14 protein-coding genes are annotated in these 16,671 nt (G+C 69.1%); 5 read left to right on the forward strand and 9 right to left on the reverse strand.

The annotated features are described in order from the left end of the window. Window positions 1-462 precede the first annotated feature (462 nt). The 5 genes from ACZ66S_RS38970 to ACZ66S_RS38990 all read left to right on the forward strand — a co-directional run bounded on the left by ACZ66S_RS38970 (window position 463) and on the right by ACZ66S_RS38990 (window position 7,255). Entirely contained in the window at window positions 463-3,027 is a 2,565-nt protein-coding gene (locus tag ACZ66S_RS38970; protein WP_469906393.1) for a helicase associated domain-containing protein, read from the forward strand. A 121-nt stretch (window positions 3,028-3,148) separates the two neighbouring features. Beyond that, complete coding sequence (locus ACZ66S_RS38975) at window positions 3,149-4,537, forward strand: 3'-5' exonuclease (RefSeq protein ID WP_469906323.1); 1,389 nt, start codon at window positions 3,149-3,151, stop codon at window positions 4,535-4,537. Next, complete coding sequence (locus ACZ66S_RS38980; protein ID WP_469906324.1) at window positions 4,534-5,217, forward strand: DarT ssDNA thymidine ADP-ribosyltransferase family protein; 684 nt, start codon at window positions 4,534-4,536, stop codon at window positions 5,215-5,217. Before ACZ66S_RS38975 ends, ACZ66S_RS38980 begins: the two co-directional genes overlap by 4 nt. 22 nt (window positions 5,218-5,239) lie before the next feature. Beyond that, window positions 5,240-6,970, forward strand: a complete 1,731-nt coding sequence (locus ACZ66S_RS38985; RefSeq protein WP_469906325.1) for an ADP-ribosylglycohydrolase family protein — start codon at window positions 5,240-5,242, stop codon at window positions 6,968-6,970. A gap of 141 nt (window positions 6,971-7,111) precedes the next feature. Beyond that, window positions 7,112-7,255, forward strand: coding sequence for a hypothetical protein (locus tag ACZ66S_RS38990; RefSeq protein WP_469906326.1), 144 nt, complete (start codon window positions 7,112-7,114; stop codon window positions 7,253-7,255). A 340-nt stretch (window positions 7,256-7,595) separates the two neighbouring features. Here ACZ66S_RS38990 and ACZ66S_RS38995 read toward each other — a convergent pair whose 3' ends face one another. The 9 genes from ACZ66S_RS38995 to ACZ66S_RS39035 form a co-directional block, all read right to left on the reverse strand. Next, entirely contained in the window at window positions 7,596-9,089 is a 1,494-nt protein-coding gene (locus ACZ66S_RS38995) for a ThiF family adenylyltransferase (RefSeq protein WP_469906327.1), read from the reverse strand. Further along, window positions 9,086-9,457, reverse strand: coding sequence for a hypothetical protein (locus ACZ66S_RS39000; RefSeq protein WP_469906328.1), 372 nt, complete (start codon window positions 9,455-9,457; stop codon window positions 9,086-9,088). Before ACZ66S_RS39000 ends, ACZ66S_RS38995 begins: the two co-directional genes overlap by 4 nt. Then, complete coding sequence (locus tag ACZ66S_RS39005; protein WP_469906329.1) at window positions 9,454-9,717, reverse strand: hypothetical protein; 264 nt, start codon at window positions 9,715-9,717, stop codon at window positions 9,454-9,456. Before ACZ66S_RS39005 ends, ACZ66S_RS39000 begins: the two co-directional genes overlap by 4 nt. A 390-nt stretch (window positions 9,718-10,107) precedes the next feature. After that, window positions 10,108-10,626: an ImmA/IrrE family metallo-endopeptidase gene (locus ACZ66S_RS39010; protein ID WP_053849671.1), complete on the reverse strand. Its 519-nt coding sequence runs from the start codon at window positions 10,624-10,626 to the stop codon at window positions 10,108-10,110. Beyond that, on the reverse strand, window positions 10,613-10,939 hold the full coding sequence (locus ACZ66S_RS39015) for a helix-turn-helix domain-containing protein (RefSeq protein WP_159044333.1): 327 nt from the start codon (window positions 10,937-10,939) through the stop codon (window positions 10,613-10,615). Before ACZ66S_RS39015 ends, ACZ66S_RS39010 begins: the two co-directional genes overlap by 14 nt. 530 nt (window positions 10,940-11,469) lie before the next feature. Further along, window positions 11,470-12,600: a hypothetical protein gene (locus ACZ66S_RS39020; protein ID WP_469906330.1), complete on the reverse strand. Its 1,131-nt coding sequence runs from the start codon at window positions 12,598-12,600 to the stop codon at window positions 11,470-11,472. Between the two features lie 74 nt (window positions 12,601-12,674). Continuing rightward, window positions 12,675-13,415, reverse strand: a complete 741-nt coding sequence (locus ACZ66S_RS39025; protein ID WP_469906331.1) for an AAA family ATPase — start codon at window positions 13,413-13,415, stop codon at window positions 12,675-12,677. Then, window positions 13,412-15,007, reverse strand: coding sequence for a transposase (locus ACZ66S_RS39030; RefSeq protein WP_469906394.1), 1,596 nt, complete (start codon window positions 15,005-15,007; stop codon window positions 13,412-13,414). Before ACZ66S_RS39030 ends, ACZ66S_RS39025 begins: the two co-directional genes overlap by 4 nt. 166 nt (window positions 15,008-15,173) lie before the next feature. Further along, window positions 15,174-16,400 carry an AAA family ATPase gene (locus ACZ66S_RS39035; RefSeq protein ID WP_469906332.1) on the reverse strand — a complete coding sequence of 409 codons (1,227 nt, stop codon included), beginning with the start codon at window positions 16,398-16,400 and terminating at the stop codon, window positions 15,174-15,176. Between the last annotated feature and the right edge of the window lie 271 nt (window positions 16,401-16,671).

Below are 16,671 nucleotides of genomic sequence, written 5' to 3' on the forward strand. Positions count from 1 at the left end.
GCGCGCGGTCTGCTCCGCAGACACGACGCGCCGCCGCTACGCGGCGGATTCCGGCTTCGCCGGAATAACGGCGGAACTCCGTTCCGCCTACCGGATCACTCCGTGATCCGGGGGCCCGGCCTCCGGCCGAACCCGTCCCGTACCGGCCTGCTCCGCAGTCCAGTACGGGACCTGACGCACCCTCCGGGCGCGTCAGGAAAGCGGCGGCGACATGCAGGGGTGGCCTGTCTTAGTGACGCTGCGTCAGGCGTGCCGGGCGGTCGCCTCCGATAACTTCTGGTCACTTCCTGGCAGAGACAGTGCGTCACTCTTCATCTCGGCTAGGCTTTGGGATAATGACAGGGTACCTATACCTTTAGGTGGCTTCGTCAGATAGAAGTCATCATTTTGGGTACCGGATCAGTTCTGGGATAGCAGTTGAGTCCCTCCAGAAGTTCGAGAATGCGAGGCTCCGTGAGTCAGATGGAATTGCGCCCACATCAGGTCGAGGCCGTCGAAAATGTGGTCCGCATTCTCGGCACTCCGCCCGGTGGCCGTATGCCTTCCGAGGGGCTGAGGACGCAGGTAATCGCGGCCACTGGCTCCGGTAAAACTCTCATCGCCGCAGAGTCGGCGCAGCGGCTTTCGGCTCGGCGTGTTCTCGTGTTGGTGCCGACGCTGGACTTGCTGACGCAGATGGCCGGCGCGTGGCGCCGTGCGGGGCGGTCGGGCGCGATGGTGGGGGTGTGCTCGTTGCGGGCGGAGGAGAGTGGGGGTCTGCCGTGTACCACGGATCCGGATGAGCTCGTGGAGTGGATGCGCGGGCTGGAGACGGTGACTGTCTTCGCCACCTACGCCTCGGTCGGCATGGGGGTTCTTCAGCGTGCGCACGCTGCTGGGCTGGGGGTGTGGAGCCTGATGATCATTGATGAGGCGCACAGGACCAGTGGGGATGGTGCGCGGCCGTGGGCGGCCGTGCACGACCAGGTCCAACTGCCCGCGGAGCGCCGGCTGTACATGACGGCGACGCCGCGGGTGTGGGAGGCCGAGGGCGAGCGGCCGCGGTTGGTGGCGTCGATGGAGGATGGCTCCCCCGTTTTCGGGCCGGTGGCTTTTCGGCTGTCGCTGTCGGAGGCGGTCGGACGGGGCATTGTGGCGCCGTATCAGGTGCTGTGCCTCGACATCCGCGATCCCGGCCTGTACGCGGCGCTAACGAGCGAGGACACCGGTTCGGACGCGGTGCGTGGGGCGCGGTTGGCGGCTGTGCAGACGGGGCTGATGCGTGCTGCCGTCACGGAGCGCTTCCGTCGCGTGCTCAGCTTCCACAGTCGGGTGGGTGAGGCGGAGGCGATGGCGGCCTCGGTGCCGGTGACCGCGGGCCGGCTCGCTGAGGCCGATCCCGACACCTACCCACCCGCGGAGCAGGTGTGGGCGGACTGGCTGTACGGCGAACACGCCCCCGGTCACCGTCGTCAGGTGCTGGATGAATTCGCCTCCGAATTCCTGGGCGGGCCTGAATTCGAGGGTCGTGATGTGCGGGCGGAATTGCGGGTGCTTTCCTCCGTGCGTGTTCTCGGAGAAGGCGTAGATACTGCCGAATGCGACGCTGTCCTTTTCGCGGACGCACGCGGGTCAATGGTCGACATCGTGCAGATGGTGGGGCGCGCCCTGCGACTCAATCCCGATCACGGGAAACTGGCCACCTTGATCGTTCCCGTTTTTCTCGGACCGGACGAAGATCCGAATGAGCTCCTCACCTCGGATGCCTACAACAGCCTGTCGAAGGTCCTCGGAGCTCTGCGGGCGCACGATGCGCAGACGATCGAGGCGCTCGCTGATCCCCGGCTGCGCAACAGCCGCCCCGCCGCCGAAGGCGACGGTGAGATCGGCGAGTTGAGCGAGGGTGAGACGGGCCAGGACGACGACGCCGGCGAGGACGGGGGCCAGGAGGTCCAGGAGCAGGACATCGTTCCGGCAGTGGGAGCTTCGGCAGCGGGCGTGCTGCGGTTCAGCGAACAACGCGACCCCGCCGCCCTTGCGCAGTTCGTGCGACTGCGGGTCATCAACCCCGAAGGCGCGTACTGGCGGCGCGGCATCGAGGCCGCCAGGCGGTGGCTGCGCGAGACCGGTGAGAGCGAGCTGCGCGTGTCATTCACGTACGTCACGCCTGAAGACTGGGGGGCGGGCATCGGCGGACATCCGCTGGGGGTGTGGCTGGCCGATCAGCGCCGGTACTACCGCGAGGGCACGCTGGAAGCCTCGCGCGTGACCGAGCTGGAGCAGCTCGGCATGGTCTGGTCGGTACACGCGTCCGCGTGGGACGCCGGCCTCGCCGTCGCCCGCGACTACGCAGCCGTCCACGGGCACTGCCTGCCCGGCGCCACCGTCGTCTGGGGCGGCTTTCCCCTGGGCACCTGGCTCAAGAATCAGCGTGCCGCGGCCAAAAGGACGCGTGAGAACGCCGTACGCCGCGCGAACGGGGAAACGGGCATCTCCTCTGCCGGGGAGCTCTCAGAGAGCCGTATGGAGGCCCTCGCGGAGATCGATCCCGGGTGGGCGCCAGAGGGGTGGGACGTCGCCTGGCAACGCTGCTACCGGCTCGCCCGCGCCCACGTGCAAGCCGGCGGCGTGCTGCCCGATGGGGCGGGCAAGGTGATCGTGCAAGGCGAAGACCTCGGAGCCTGGGTGGCTGGGCAGCGGGCTGGGTGGGACCGGTTGGCGCCGGCGCAGCAGTATCTGCTGGAGACCCTCGGTCTTGAGCCCGCGGGCGAGGACGAGGCAGTGGTGCCGGTGCGGCGCAGCCAGGATGACCGGTGGGCGATGAACTTTGCTGCGGCCCGCCAGTACCACGCACGCGAAGGCCACCTCCAGGTCCCGCGCAAGCACATCGAAACGATCACCGTGGGAACGGACGGAGACGCCAGTGGCAGCCAGGAGGTGGCAGTCCGGCTGGGGTCATTCCTGGATAACACCCGCCGCCGGGTCGGAAAGCTGTCCGCGGAGCGACGCGCGGCACTGGCCGCCCTCGGCCTGAAATGGTCGACGTAATGCACCCGTGGCTTGCTGAGGTGCGGCGGCAGCAAGCTGCGTGAGCGTCGGATGCGTGCAGATGACAGCGAGATTCCCCCGACAATGGGCACTGGGGTATTGCGTGCGCCATACTGTCGCAATGGGGGCACTTCCTGAGCCGCAGGGCCAGCAGCGTGAAGTGGTGTATCTGACGGCGCAAGGCCATCTGGTGGTCTTGGGAACCGCAGGCAGCGGCAAGACGACTATGGCGGTACACCGTGCCCGCTATCTGTCCGAGGCACCGGGGATCGGAGGCCGAACGCTGCTGGTCACCTTCAACCGGGCGCTGGTCACGTATCTGCGGGCCATCGGCGCCTCCGGCCCGCATCTGACCGTGGAGAACTACCATCTGTTCGCCCGGGGTTACCTCAAATACGCGACCGGGCAGCACGTCTCCATCTGCGCGAGCAAGCAGTCCCTGGTCGACAAGGCACTGGCCGAGGTCCGCAACAACAGCCGTCGGGCGGTGGCCAGCCGACCGCTGGGCTTCTTCATGGACGAACTGCACTGGATGGCCGGTCACGGCGTCACCGGCGAAGACGCCTACGTCAACGGTGCACGCCGGATCGGCAGGGGGACGGCCTTGGCCCCCGCGGACAGGGCAGTGGTCTACGACGTGTACCGCCGGTATATCGAGCTACGCACCCAGGCCGGCTACGGCCAGGACTGGGATGATCTGCCCTCCGTGGTACGAGCGGCGCTCGCAGCGGATGTTACTGCTCGCCGCTACAAGCACGTCGTGGTGGACGAAGGCCAGGATTTCACCCCCGAGATGATTCGCTCGTTGGCCGCAGCGATACCTGCCGACGGATCATTGTCGTTCTTCGGGGACTACGCCCAGCAGATTTACGGCAGCCGCATGTCGTGGCGCTCCCTGGGCCTGAGGGTTACCCGGCAGGTCGAGTTCGAGCAGAACTACCGCAACAGCCGCCAAATCGCCCAGCTTGCCCAGGCTATCTCCGACATGCCGCACTTCCGTGACGAGGTCGACCTGGTCCAGCCCAAGGCTCCGACCGCTGACGGCCCCCAGCCCACGATCGTCACAGCAGCCAGCAAGGTGGAACAGATCCGCCGCGCAGCGGAGTTCGCCAACGGCTTGGCAGCAGACCAGCAGGTCGCTGTTCTCATGCGCACCCGCGGGCAGGAGAGCGAGCTGCTGCGTCACCTGGACTCGCGGCACCGCATCAGCAGACTGCACCGAGACCTGACGGTGTGGCCGTCAGGTCCAGGCGTTTACTACGGCACCTATTCGGCGGCCAAGGGCCTGGAGTTCGACTCGGTGATCTTGCCGCTGTGTGACGCGGACGAACTACCCAAAGCCTCCGAGGTCGAGTCGCACGGGTTGGAGGAGGCCAAGGCCCGCGAGGCGCGCCAGCTGTATGTGGCGGTGACCCGTGCCCGTACCGGATTGATCATTCTGCGTTCGGGCGCGTTGACGCCGCTGCTGCCCGACGAAGCGTCAGATCTCTTCCTTAGGCTCCCGTCATGAACGAGATCTGGGCCGAAGCACAGCGCCGCGGGATAACGCGGCTGTGTCACTTCACCAAGTCCGCGAATCTGGCCCACATCCTGGCCACCGGTGAGATACGCGATGCGCTGACCCTGCGGGCTGGCACTGAGGGGTTCAGGCCTACAGACCGGGCCCGTTTGGACGGCTATCCGGACCACATAAACTGCAGCATCGAGTACCCCAATACGTGGTACCTGGACCGGGCCAGAGCCGAGGATCCGCACTTCCAGGATTGGGTCGTTCTGCTCTTGGATCCTGCGCTGCTTGCGCTGCCGGGAGCGAAATTCTGCCCCTACAACGCTGCTCGAGGCCTGGGAGGCGGCATCAGCAGCGGCTTCGCCGCCTTCACTGGCCTGTTCCAGGCCGCCGTTTCCGGGAACGCCAGGCGAGTCCGCACCAACCGGCATCCCGACTGGTGGCCCACCGACGACCAGGCCGAGGTCCTGCTCCCCGGCCCGATTCCGCTTAGCCACGTGCACGGGGTCGTCGTGAAAGATGCTGCGCAGGCCGAGCTCGAACGCTACCGGCTCACTCAGCACCTCGATATGGGCACGGTGTTACCGCCGCTGATCATCGCCCCTACCCTGTTCGACAAGTATCTGCTGAGCCAGACCGTGCGGGCTGGACACCGCCCCGCGGAGCTCCCCTTCATCCCCTGACCGACTCTGGCAGAGTGACCCCGTGAACCGTGAACCGCAGCCGCATCCCTGGCTTGATCGTGCCGTCGGCATGGTGCTGGCTGCCGCCGTCGGCGATGCCCTGGGCTGGCCGTACGAGCGTCGAGACCGAACCCGCCGCCTGTTGGCGGACAGCGGCCTCAATCAGTTCGTCACCTGGGAACGCATGGCGGGCAACCGGTTTCGACCGTTTACCGAGGTGGTCAAGGCCGGTGACTACAGCGACGACACTCAGATGATCATCGCGGTCGGACGGTCCCTGCTTACGGCCGGCGACGACTGGCTCACCTGGCTACAACGCGTCGAATGGCCTCTCCTACCGTCCTACGAACGCGGCGCGGGTGCCAGCGTCAAACGCTCCTGCAAAGCCTGGGCCCAGGGACGTTCCCCATGGACCGTCGCCAGCAGCGACGTGCACAAGTACTTCGACACCGGCGCCAACGGTGCCGCGATGCGGGTAGCACCGCACGTCATCCGCCATCACGCGGACACCCGGTTCGACGACCTCGCCGTCGACGTTGTCCGCGACGCCGCCACCACGCATGGCCATCCCCGAGCACTTCTCGGTGCCATCGTCCACGCCCATGCCTTGTGGCTGAGCATGCGCCAGCCCGCCCCCTTGTCCTACGGATGGCTGGTTGAAGCCCTCCTGGACAATGCCGCGCAGTGGCAAAAGCCGGTCTTCGAAGCGCTGGAGGACGAGTGGAAGAACCGCGCTTCACACACTCTTGAGCATCCCTTCGACCGGCTGTGGCTGACCACCGGCCGCGAAGTCGAGGAACTCCTCGCACTCGCGCACAAGGAACTCAGGGGCGGCGCCGTGAGCGCGCCGAGCGCCTTCCTGAAGTCTCAGGGCCTCACCGGTAAGTCTCGCGGTTCCGGGACTCTGTGCGCCGTCGCAGCCGCCTACCTCGCCGCCCGCTCGGCCGCCAGCCCGGAGCACGCCCTCACTTCCGCCGCCCGTCTGGAGGGTGCGGACACCGACACGCTCGCCTCCATGACGGGCAGCCTGCTGGGAGCAGCACTAGGACAAGAATGGCTGGGCTCCAATGGCCGCAACATTCAAGACCGACCCTTGCTGGTAGCTCTCGCACAGGACCTCCTGACCCCATCCTCACTGCCTCGCGTACAGCCACCCTCGCGAGAACAGGCCCGCGCAGCGCTGGCCGAGTTCAATGACCAACTGGCCGACGCTGTACCGGGAAGCGTCATCCCCATGCCCTACCTGCGCACCGCCCAGGTCCAAGACCACGAAGAAACACATGCAGGGCAATGGGCAGCACGCCAGGCCCTGCTGATCACCGACGACGGGCAACGGCTACACCTCCTGCATTCCGTGCACCGTGTCTCGCCCCCGCACGCCACGCCTCCGCGCCCGCCCAGCGCACAACTGCAGGGCGCCTATCTGGCCGTGACCGACGTGCAGCGCGTGCGACAGGTCCTGAACCTGGTCTTTGGCCTGCACCCAGATCGCTACGGGCAGACCTGGGTCGCCTATGGCAATCTCGTCATCGCCGAGGACGCCTCCGCTGTTCCTCCCGCAGCCTCAGCGCCACGCGCACAGCTACGCCTGTCTTCAGAGCATCCGCAGGAGATCTGGCAACGCGCCCAGGAGCACCATTTGCCGGGCTCGGTGGACGACGGGCACACCAACTTCCTGGTGCACGTGGACCCCTGGCTTACCGTCAGCCTCAACCGGCCAGGACACCGCCCGCCTTCCGAGCGGCCCGACTGACGTACGCATGCCGCCTGCGTGTCCCAGCCAGAGGCATCGTTGCTCGCGGTGAGATGCCGTCCCTGTTTCGGTCGGTGCATCGGCGAATTCGGTCAGAACGTGAATAGGGTATCGGGGTGAGGTGAGGTATTGACGGCTGGTGTGTCGCGAACCGTGCCGCTGGCCGTGGAGCTGAACGCGTCGTTGATCAACCAGGTGGCGGCCAGCTACGGTCTCCCGACCGCCGGTGTGCCGCGGCTGTGGACGTGCCGCAACTCCCCCGCCCGGCACGACGGCACGTCGTAAACGCCCGGGCGCAGGACGGATCCTCACTCATCGACACCCAGGACTGGTCCGGCGTACGGGCCATCATTGACGCTGTCATCAATGCATTCGAATAGGAATGGGGAGTCGATTCGGGGCGGCCCGCGCTGCCCACCGACACGAGCCGCCGGCTCCGTGCCATCACTGTCCACACCGGCCTTCAGTCCGGGCAGATCCGCAACTACCCGACCACGTCCGGTTGGACGACAGCGGCACCCGGGAAGTCGGCTCGGTCGCACCGCACTGAGGTGCTGGCGGCAAGACCCGTGGTCTATGGAGCACGCGCATATGTGTGGTCCTCCCGATCTTCTGACCAGGTATCTCAGCGAAGTCGATGCAGGAGGTCGTCGACAGCGCGCCAGGCTCGGAGAGGCCAGTGACGCACCGCACGGGCACGAGTAGTACGAGCTAGTTCAGCGGCCGGATGCCGTCCCGTGACGGTGACGGGAGCATCGTCGCCGAGCGCCCGTAGCATGCCGTCGTAGGGGCAGCTCGTCTCGCAGCCGTCTTCGCGGTGGTCGAGGGTGGCGGTGGTCAGGTGGTACAGGTGGGCGCCGGTGTCGGCGATCCCGCCCGGCGCGGTCGTCATGGTGAGGAACTGGTTGAGCTGTGCGGCCGCGGCACTGGCGGAGAAGACGAAGACGTTTTCCTTGCGGCGCAGCGGATGGTCGGCGGGCAGGCCGGTGATGTAGGCGGGGTCGTCGAGGGAGCCGTCGCGTTCGGCTTGGACGTGGGCGGGGTCGTACTGGCCCAGGCATTCCAGGCAGGCGCGTCCGGGGGCGGCGATGTGGGCGCGCCATTCGGCGCCGCGCAGGCGTCCGCCGCGGGCGTCGACGGCGATGCCGCCGTCGACGACGGGGATGAGGTGGGCGTAGGCGAGGAGGTTGAGGACGGCGCGGGGCCAGGGCCGGTCGACGCAGGAGAAGATCACGTCGCAGTCGGCCACGGCGGCGAACCCGGCCGGCTCGACCACGCTCAGCTCGTACGGCGTCGTCTGGAAGTTCGTGGCGGTGGCCGCGCGGCGGGCACTACGGACAGCGAGGCGGGCCTTGGCCCGGTGCAAGTGCACGTCGCGGATCGCGGCGTGCAGGAGCCGGTCGAGGTTGACCTCCTCGACGGTGTCGAAGTCGAACAGACTCAAGTTCTGGATTCCGGTACGGGCCAGGGCTTCGACGACGAGCATGCCGACCGAGCCGCATCCGACGACACCCACGTGCAGGCGCGCCAGGTCGTCCTGGGTTGTCTGTCCCCAGGCGGAAACGGTGCGCAGCTGCCGGTTCGTGGCCGGCGGTACGGGCACGAGGCGGTTGTTGAAGGTGACCGTCAGGCGGCCACCGACCACACGGACGCTCTCCGCCTCAGTGGGTGCGTAGCGGCGGGGAGCCTGCTGCTGCCAGATGCGGGCACCGAATCCTGCATCCGTGCCCGCGAAGGTCAGACCGACCAGCGGACGGCCGGTGATCACCTGGGTCTGCGCGGCGAAGGACGCCTCAGCCTCGTGATCGATGGCGTTCAGGCGCTGCCATCCCCTGCCTTTGGGGTGGGCGTGGATGAAGCCGAGCCCGCAGCTGTTCTCGGCTGCGAGGGCGGCGGCGCGCAGGAAGTAGGCGCTGGTGAAGTCCACCGTGCCGTGCACGATCCGCTCGCCGTCCTGCGGCGGCACCACCTCGGTGAGCAGCGCGGTGGTGCGGCTGGCACCGGTGCTCGGCCGCCACAGTACGAAGGCGCAGTCCTCCTGCCCGTCCGCACGGCGCAGGTGATCCGTCAGGTGCTGAGCGACCTCGCTGGTCATGGCGACCGAGAAGCGGGTGATCACGTCGTAGGCCCGTTCTCCATCTGCGCGAAGAGGGTGCGCAGGTGCCGCAGATAGCCGCGGACCGTGCGGTCCTGCGCCCAGTCGGCGGGCGGCCGACTCCAGTGCTCCCACTCCTGCCCGAGCGGAGAGTTGTGCACCGCACCGTGCGGGTGTCCCAGGCGCGGGCTGATGTGCGGGCCGTGCGGGGCCGACAGCGGCCAGTCCGGCACCAGCTCCAGCCCGATGCGCACCGTCATCCCAGCCTGCGGGCCGACCTCGACAAGGTAGTCGAAGACCGCGAAGTTGCCGCTCTGCTCCACCGTGAAGCCAGCCCGACGCAGGCCCGCGAGCATCCCCGCGGGCCCCGCCTCCGGCATCACCGCAGTCATGCGGTCGGAGTCGGGCCGGTGGAGACCGACACGAACGTCTCCCGCTCATACACCGTGATCTCCTCCTCCCCACGGCCGGCGAACGAGTGCTGATGCCTGCCGGTGATCCGGACCAGGTAGTGCGTGCCCGCGTCGATACCGGCCAGGCCCAGGACCGCGTTCGGCGTCGTGTGCTTCGGCACCTCCACCGGCTCGCCGTCCACCGTGACGGTCACTGTCTTGCCGCCGGTCTCCTCGTGCTGCATGTCTGCCGTAGTCATGACGACCACCTCTCCTTCCTCCGGCCCGCCGCAGCGGGCTGGTATATGCGAAAGGCGGGCTCGAAGCCCGCCTACTTGCTCTTCTTCGAGCCGCGCGACGCGCGCTCGTTCACCGTCGCCGACGGGTGCCTACGTACCGTCGACTGCTTCACGAACCGGCCCGTGACCGCGCTCCGACCACGCTTCCCACCGGCCCCACTCGCCTTACTCGCCTTGCCGGGCATGACGTACCTCCTGTTTCTTCAGGGCCACATCGGCCCCGCCACACCCAGGACAGCACGTACAGCACCCCGTCGACAACTTTTTTTGAGCGACAGTTTCACTGTCGTATGTTTATACAAGAAAGCCGCCCGGGGTGACGGGCGGCCTTCTAGCGACACAGGTAGAGCTTTACGTCGCGGGACCCGCAATGATGCCGAGATTGATCAGCCGGTAGCTCATGGCCATCTCGCTCATCTCGAAGCGCCCGGCCATGAGCTGCACCAACTGCTGGGCCGTACGGAACTCGGCCTCGCGTGCTGCGCGACGCATCAGGGGCTCAGGAGCCAGCAGAGCCGCCGCGAAACGGTTGGCTTCCATCTCCTCACGATCCGTGGCCATGCTCGAGACCGTGTCACGGAAGTTGACACGGGTATCGGTGTCCAGGATCAGCGGACGGCCGCGATGCAGCCGCAGGTGCCCGAGTTCGTGAGCCACCGTAAAACGCCGCCGATTCACGGGGTGCTTCTGGTTCACACCGATGACTTGCTCGTCTCCCCGGCGCAGCAGCATGCCAGAGACGTCATCCGGCATCTCCTGCGGGACGACAAGCACACCCAGCTTTTCCGCGATCAGCATGGGATCGATGGGTGCCTCGTCGATGCCGAACTGCGTCAGCAGCGCCTTGGCCGCCGCGTCAGACCTGGCCATCGCGCACTCTCCGTTCAAACGCCTCTGACGCCACAGACGCCACCGCGTTCGCAAGATGGTCCGGAAGCCCGTTCACCTGGCCGGGCTCCTGCAGATCCGGTAGGAGGTCAGCCGGCTCGACCTCGAGCGCTGACGCAAGGAGCACCAGCCGGTACGGCGGAGGAGCTTGCGCGCCGGACTCGATGTTCGTGATCGACCCGCGCGTCAGGCCCGCCTTCCGGGCCAGCAACTCCTGCGTCAGCTTCGCCCGCACTCTCGCCACGCGCACCCGGCGCCCAATCTCGGCATTGAAATCCCGCTCAACATCGTCCACGCCACTCCCCGCGATGACAGCCACACTGTCATTCCAACTTAGTCCACCCTCACCAAGACCACCACAGCGCCTCCCCGACAACTGCGTAGGGACGTCATCACCGCGCCACGCAGGCCAGAACCAGCCTCAAGATCGCGTCTCGCGACCGGGGCTCGTTGCGTTCGGCCCGCGCCTACCACTCATGCCTTGCCGGGAGTCCGTCGCGGACGTGTACCCGGCGAGGCGGACGGCGGGGTCGCCGTAGGTGTGGTGGTCGGCGGTGTGCGCGGGGTGAGGGTGGTCGGACGCGCCCGCGCGCCCGACGTGCTGACATATTCGTCATCGCGGCCCGCTGGTTCTCCGACTGACGGGCCTGATCCCGCTGCTCACGCCAGAACTGCAGTAGTACATCCGCAGCTTCCGCCACGTTCCCCCTCCCCGGGTGCCTCCCGTGCCGCGCGGAGCGCGTCGGCAGCAAGGGAGAGATCGCCGGGCGGGGTGGAAGCACGCGGGCCCGGGCAGTGGCAGGCCGGCCGCATGATGTTCAAAAGTTAGGTTCGGTGGCCCGGGGGCTGGGGGCAGCCCTGCATGTTCTCCTCGGCGGCCCAGCGCCGGGTGTGGTGCGCTCCGCTGACGGGCCAGATCGTGGCCGTCGGCTGTTGCCCCCTGCGGGGCCTCCTCGATGGAGGCGGGGGCTGTGGCGGGCGGAGTCTGAGGCATTCGGCGAAGTCCCTCAAGGAGGGCAGGCCACGGGCATGAAGGGGGTCGGCGAACAGGGGGCTGCTGCGCTCTGCGGTGGCGAGGAGGTGGGTGAACGCCGTGGCGCGCAGGAGGGGTTGGGCCCAGAGGGGCACGGGGTGGGTGGTGCAGCCTTGGCGGACGTTGTGGCGGTCGTGGAGGGCCAGGGTGGTGCCGTCGAGGGCGAGGTCCAGGACGCGGGCGGTGTCCAGCTGGCTCGTGGAGGCGGCGGTGACGACGGCTGCTGCGAGATGAGCGGCCAGGTGGGGGTGAGGGGTGCGGGACAGGCGCTGCGCGACCTGGGTGGCGATACGGGTGGGAAGCAGCGGTGGGCGGAAGCCACGCTCGGCCGCAGTGGGTGGGGTGCACACGCAGGCGGGGCTGGATTCGTAGGAGGTCAGGGTGGTCAGGGCCGGGAGGTCGATCCACTCTCCGCTGTGCGGGGCGGCTTGCCGTGGTCGCGGCGTGTTCGGTGGGTCCTGGTCGTCCTGGCGCAGGACGGCGTCCGCGTCGGCCATGTCGTAGCCGGTGCGTGCCAGGGCCCGCTCGAGGGCGGCGGACAGTTTGGGCTGGTGGCAGACCAGGTGGAGGCGCACACCGGTATGTGCGCGCAGGGCGAGCAGGTCGTCCAGGGCGCGGGTGGACAGGAGGTGGGCGCGCAGCACGGTCAGGTGGGTGACGGGCAGTGCCAGGGTCCAGGCCGCCGCGAGGGTCCAGAGGGGGGCGGGGTCGGTGGCGCGGTAGCCGGGGACGGGTGTGGTCTTGCCGAGGGCGTCGAGGAGGTTGTGGGCGAGGGTGAGGGTGGAATCGGTGCCAGGGGTGGGATGGACTGTGGCGCGGCCGGCTGCCGGATGGTGCATGAGCAGGGCGGCGCGGGTGTGTGCGGCGTCGTCGTCAGGGTCGAAAACCACCATCGGGGGCAGCGGTTCGGGGCAGGTGAGCATCGGTTAGGCGCTCCGTCGGGTGGTGGCGGAGGTCCCGGGTGGAGGGACGGGTACGGAAAAGGGGGGCGTGGCGGTCATGCGAGGCGGCTGAAGGCCCAGCGCAGCAGGTCCCGGTCCGCCCGGGGACGGCCGGTGCGGGCGAGTGCGGTTCGGGTGTGGGCGGTCAGCTGGGCCCAGGCGCGGAAGTTGCCGTGTGCTGCGTGCTGGTCGGCGAAGGTGATGTCGTCGGGGTCGGTGTCGGCCCAGATCGGATGGAACAGGGGGATGGCTTCGAGGACCTCGCTGGGGGTGAGGCGGGTGAAGTGCTGCCAGATGAAGACGCGGGAGGAGAGCATCGGTTCGCGGCGCAGCACGGTGTGGCAGCCCTCACCGCCGACGAAGATGATCGCGAGCTGGGTAGAGGGTTCGTCCCACAGGTAGCGGAAGTACTCGAACGCCTCCCCATTGAGCCACTGGGCCTCGTCCACCAGGAAGGTGCGGGGGCGTTCGGCCAGGGCGGTCTTCAGCAGGCGGTCGAACTCGCTGGGGTGGCGCGGTGGTTCACCGGCCAGGTCGAGCGCGGTGAACAGTTCGTAGCGGACCGCGCGGGCGGTGGGACGGGCCCGGAAGGTGATCTTGCGGACGTCCTCGTGCTCGAGTTCGCGCAGACAGATGTTGACCGCGAGGGTCTTGCCGAAGCCGGCGCCGCCGTGGATGCACATCATGGCGCGGGCATCCACGGTGTCGGTGATGTTGTCCCGGGCGGTGAGCAGGGCGCGGGTGGTGACCACGGACGCATCCGGCAGGTCGACGTACTGGTAGCTGGCCGCGGTCACGAGGCGTCTCCGGTTTCAGCAGGGTCTGCGGTGGGTCCGGGCAGCCGCCCAGGGGCTGGTTCGGACGGGTGGGAAGCAGGCCGGCCGAGTGCGGTGCGGGTGGCGAGGGACGGTGGGGTGCGCCAGTCGGCCGGGGGCGCGGCGGGCGGGATGAGGTCCGGCAGGGCCAGATCCGACAGGCTGGTGCCGGCGGCCTGGGCGAGTTCGGCCTCGGCCTGCGCACCGGTCAGCGCGCCCAGCAACTGGGGTGCGGCAGGCTGGTTCACCGCGGCGTAGCGCTCGCGCTGGACGGCCTGAAGGTCCTTCTTCAGGCGGCGGGAGCGGGCCGCCCGCGCCCGGCGTACGGCGCTGATCTGTTCGTCGGTGGCCTGGTCGGCCAGGTCCGCGGGCCCCAGGTAGCGGCCGGTGGCCGCGTGGTAGACCTCGATGCGGTGGTCGTGGTGGGGCATGAAACGGACGCGGACCTGGATGCCGGCCTGGCCGGTCATCCACGCACCCACGTAGTCGCGTTTTCGGAAGCGGATGCCGCGGGTGGTCAGCGTGCGGGTGCCGGCGTCCTCCAGGGTGAACGTCCACAGATCCGCGGCCGGCACGTCCCGCAGCGGGGTGGGATCGTCCTGCCACGCCTGAAGCGGGGTCCTGCCTCGCAACGGAGCGGGCTGATGTTCGGTGTTCCACCACGACGTCCAGGCCAGCAGCCGGGCGGTGAACTCCTCGAAGCCGAGCAGTGCCTCGTCCTTGGGGCGGGAAGGGCGTTTGCCGGGGCGCGGCTGGCGGGCGTAGCCGGGCAGCGCGGCCAGGAACATGCTCTCCACCGCCCGGTTCAGGCCCTCCACGGTGCCCTTGAGGTGCGGGGTGTAGGCGGGCAGATCCTCCACCGTCACATCCAGCAGATCGAACGCGGCCGTCACCGTCCGGGACAGAAAGTCCTTGCCACGGTCCACCCTCACCTTCTCGGGCAGACCCCCGAAGGGGCCGTAGGGCTCCTCGCGCAGGACCGCGGAGCGCAGCGCGGCCAGCACCGACTCCCGCGACGGATACACCGGCGTGACCGCGACCCCGGTGATCGCGTTCGTCGCGCAGTCGGTGAACCAGGTGATCCACGGCCGGCGGGCCCTGCCCTCGACGTCGACCAACACCAGGGCTTGCATGTGGTCGGTCTCCCATACCTGGTTACGCCAGCCCCGCGGCCGGGCCAGGAACACATCATGCTTGCGCGCCGCCCGCTCCCCACCCGCAAGCCCCGCCCGCTCCCCCGGCGTCAGATCACGCCGGATCGCCCGGTGCAGCGTGGTCAGCGACGGTGCACCACCAGGCGGAGACTGCCGGGCCGCGCGCAGGACCAGCTCCCGGTGGACGGCCCGCACGTTGCCCTTCCACAGCGCCAACAAGCCACGGACCTCGGGCGTGATCGTGAACCTCGTGCTGGTCTGGGCCCGGGACCCCGGTTCGTCGGCTGCGGCTTCGTCGCGGCCGGCTGCGGCCAGCCACCGCCACACCGTGCGCTCCGACACCCCCAGCGCGTCTGCAACCACGCGGACATGACCGGCCGTCAGTCCTTTCCCCGCCCGCAGGGCGAGCAGCCGCCGCACCGCAGGACCGCGCAGCGCCGTCCTCGACGCCGCAGGCAGACCGCCCTCTGGGCGGATGACGTCGCCGTCATTCATGTCAGCTCCCCTCACGCGGGTGGGACTTCGTGTGCTTGCCGGTGGCCGGGAGCATGCAACCGCCCTCCCGTCTCTTGCCGGAGCGCACCGTTCACAGGGGCGGCGCGACCCGCTTGAACAGCCGCCGCAGCAGGGCCCGGTCGACGGATGTGTCAGCGGTGGCGAGCAGCGCGTTCTGCAGGTGCGCAGTCAAAGCGGCCCACCTGCGGAACGTGCCGTGCGCGCACGACCGGTCGATCCACGCCAGCTCCGACGCCGGTACGGTGCGCCACAGCGGATGAAAGCCAGTCACCACGGTCGCCACTTCCGCTCCGGTCAAGCGTGGAACCTCCTGCCACGCGCCGACCCGTGATGCCAGCTGCGGCAGCCGGGACAGCGCCCGCTCGCTGCCCGCCCCGACCAGCACCAGCGTGATCCGGGTACCGGGGTGGTCCCACAGGCTCTGCAGGTACTCCAGGCACGGCACGGGCAGGCGCTGCGCCTCATCGACCACCAACACCCGCGCCTCACTCAAGGCCCCCGCGACCGCGGCGTCGGCCAGCGCCGACGTGTGCGGGAAGCGGCCCGCCAGCGCCAGCGCGTCGAATACCGCACGCCTCATACCGGCCACCGACGGGCGCACCGGTACCGGCACCCACGTCACCAGCCAACCCGGGAGCACTTGATGGAGCGCCATCCGCACGGCCGCGGTCTTGCCCCGGCCCGGGTCGCCGAACACACACACCGCGCCCTGAACCGCCATCGCCTGCCCGACCGCCTCGGCCACCGCCCCCACCGACGACGTCCGCACCAGCCGCGCACCCGCCGGCAACACCACACCCGCCCACGCGCCGCTCTCCCCCACCGGCAAGCCGCTGGTTGCCTCTGGTAGGAGGCGCGGTGGCGGTGGCGCAGACGTCGTTACCGCGCCGCCCTCGCCCACCCCGGCCAGGGCGAGGTCAGCCAGGGCCTGCCGCGTCTGCTGCTCATCCCGCTCCCGCCGCGCCACCGCGCGGTCCGGCAATACCCGGCCGGCCTGCACATCCCGCCGCACCACCCGGTGCAACGAGGCCAGCGAGGGCACCTCACCGTCGGTCTCCTTCAGATGCCGGTGCAGCGCCGCCACGTTCCCGCCCGCCTGGGCCAGCACCGCCCACGCCTGGTCGGACAATTCCAGCCGGGCCCGCGGCCTGGCCTCCAGGCGGCCCTCCGTCCGCGCCGCATCCAGCCAGCGCCACACCGTGCGCGCATTCACCCCACCGACCTGGGCGCCCGCCCGCACATGCGCCGTCGTCAACGCCCCCGCCGCATCCAGCTCCAGCAACCGCGCCACCAGCACCGGCCTGGACACCCTCAACCCCGCCGTGACCTCGCCCCACGCGCCCGGCTCCCCCACCCCGCACCCTTCCGACGCGCGAACCCGACACCGGCCACCGTGCCGCCGCGCAACGCTCGGAAGGATCAGAAGTGCCGTTCCCAAGACAGTGGAGCGGAGCGGGGTGTACCGGCCCATGGCAGCCACGGCTGCCGCACACACCGCCCCACGGCAGTGACTCCGCCCTCCTCAACACCCCACCAGCGAAAACACCCAGCTCTGACGTGCCGTCACT

The sequence above is a fragment of the Streptomyces sp. NPDC107471 genome (assembly GCF_055582845.1).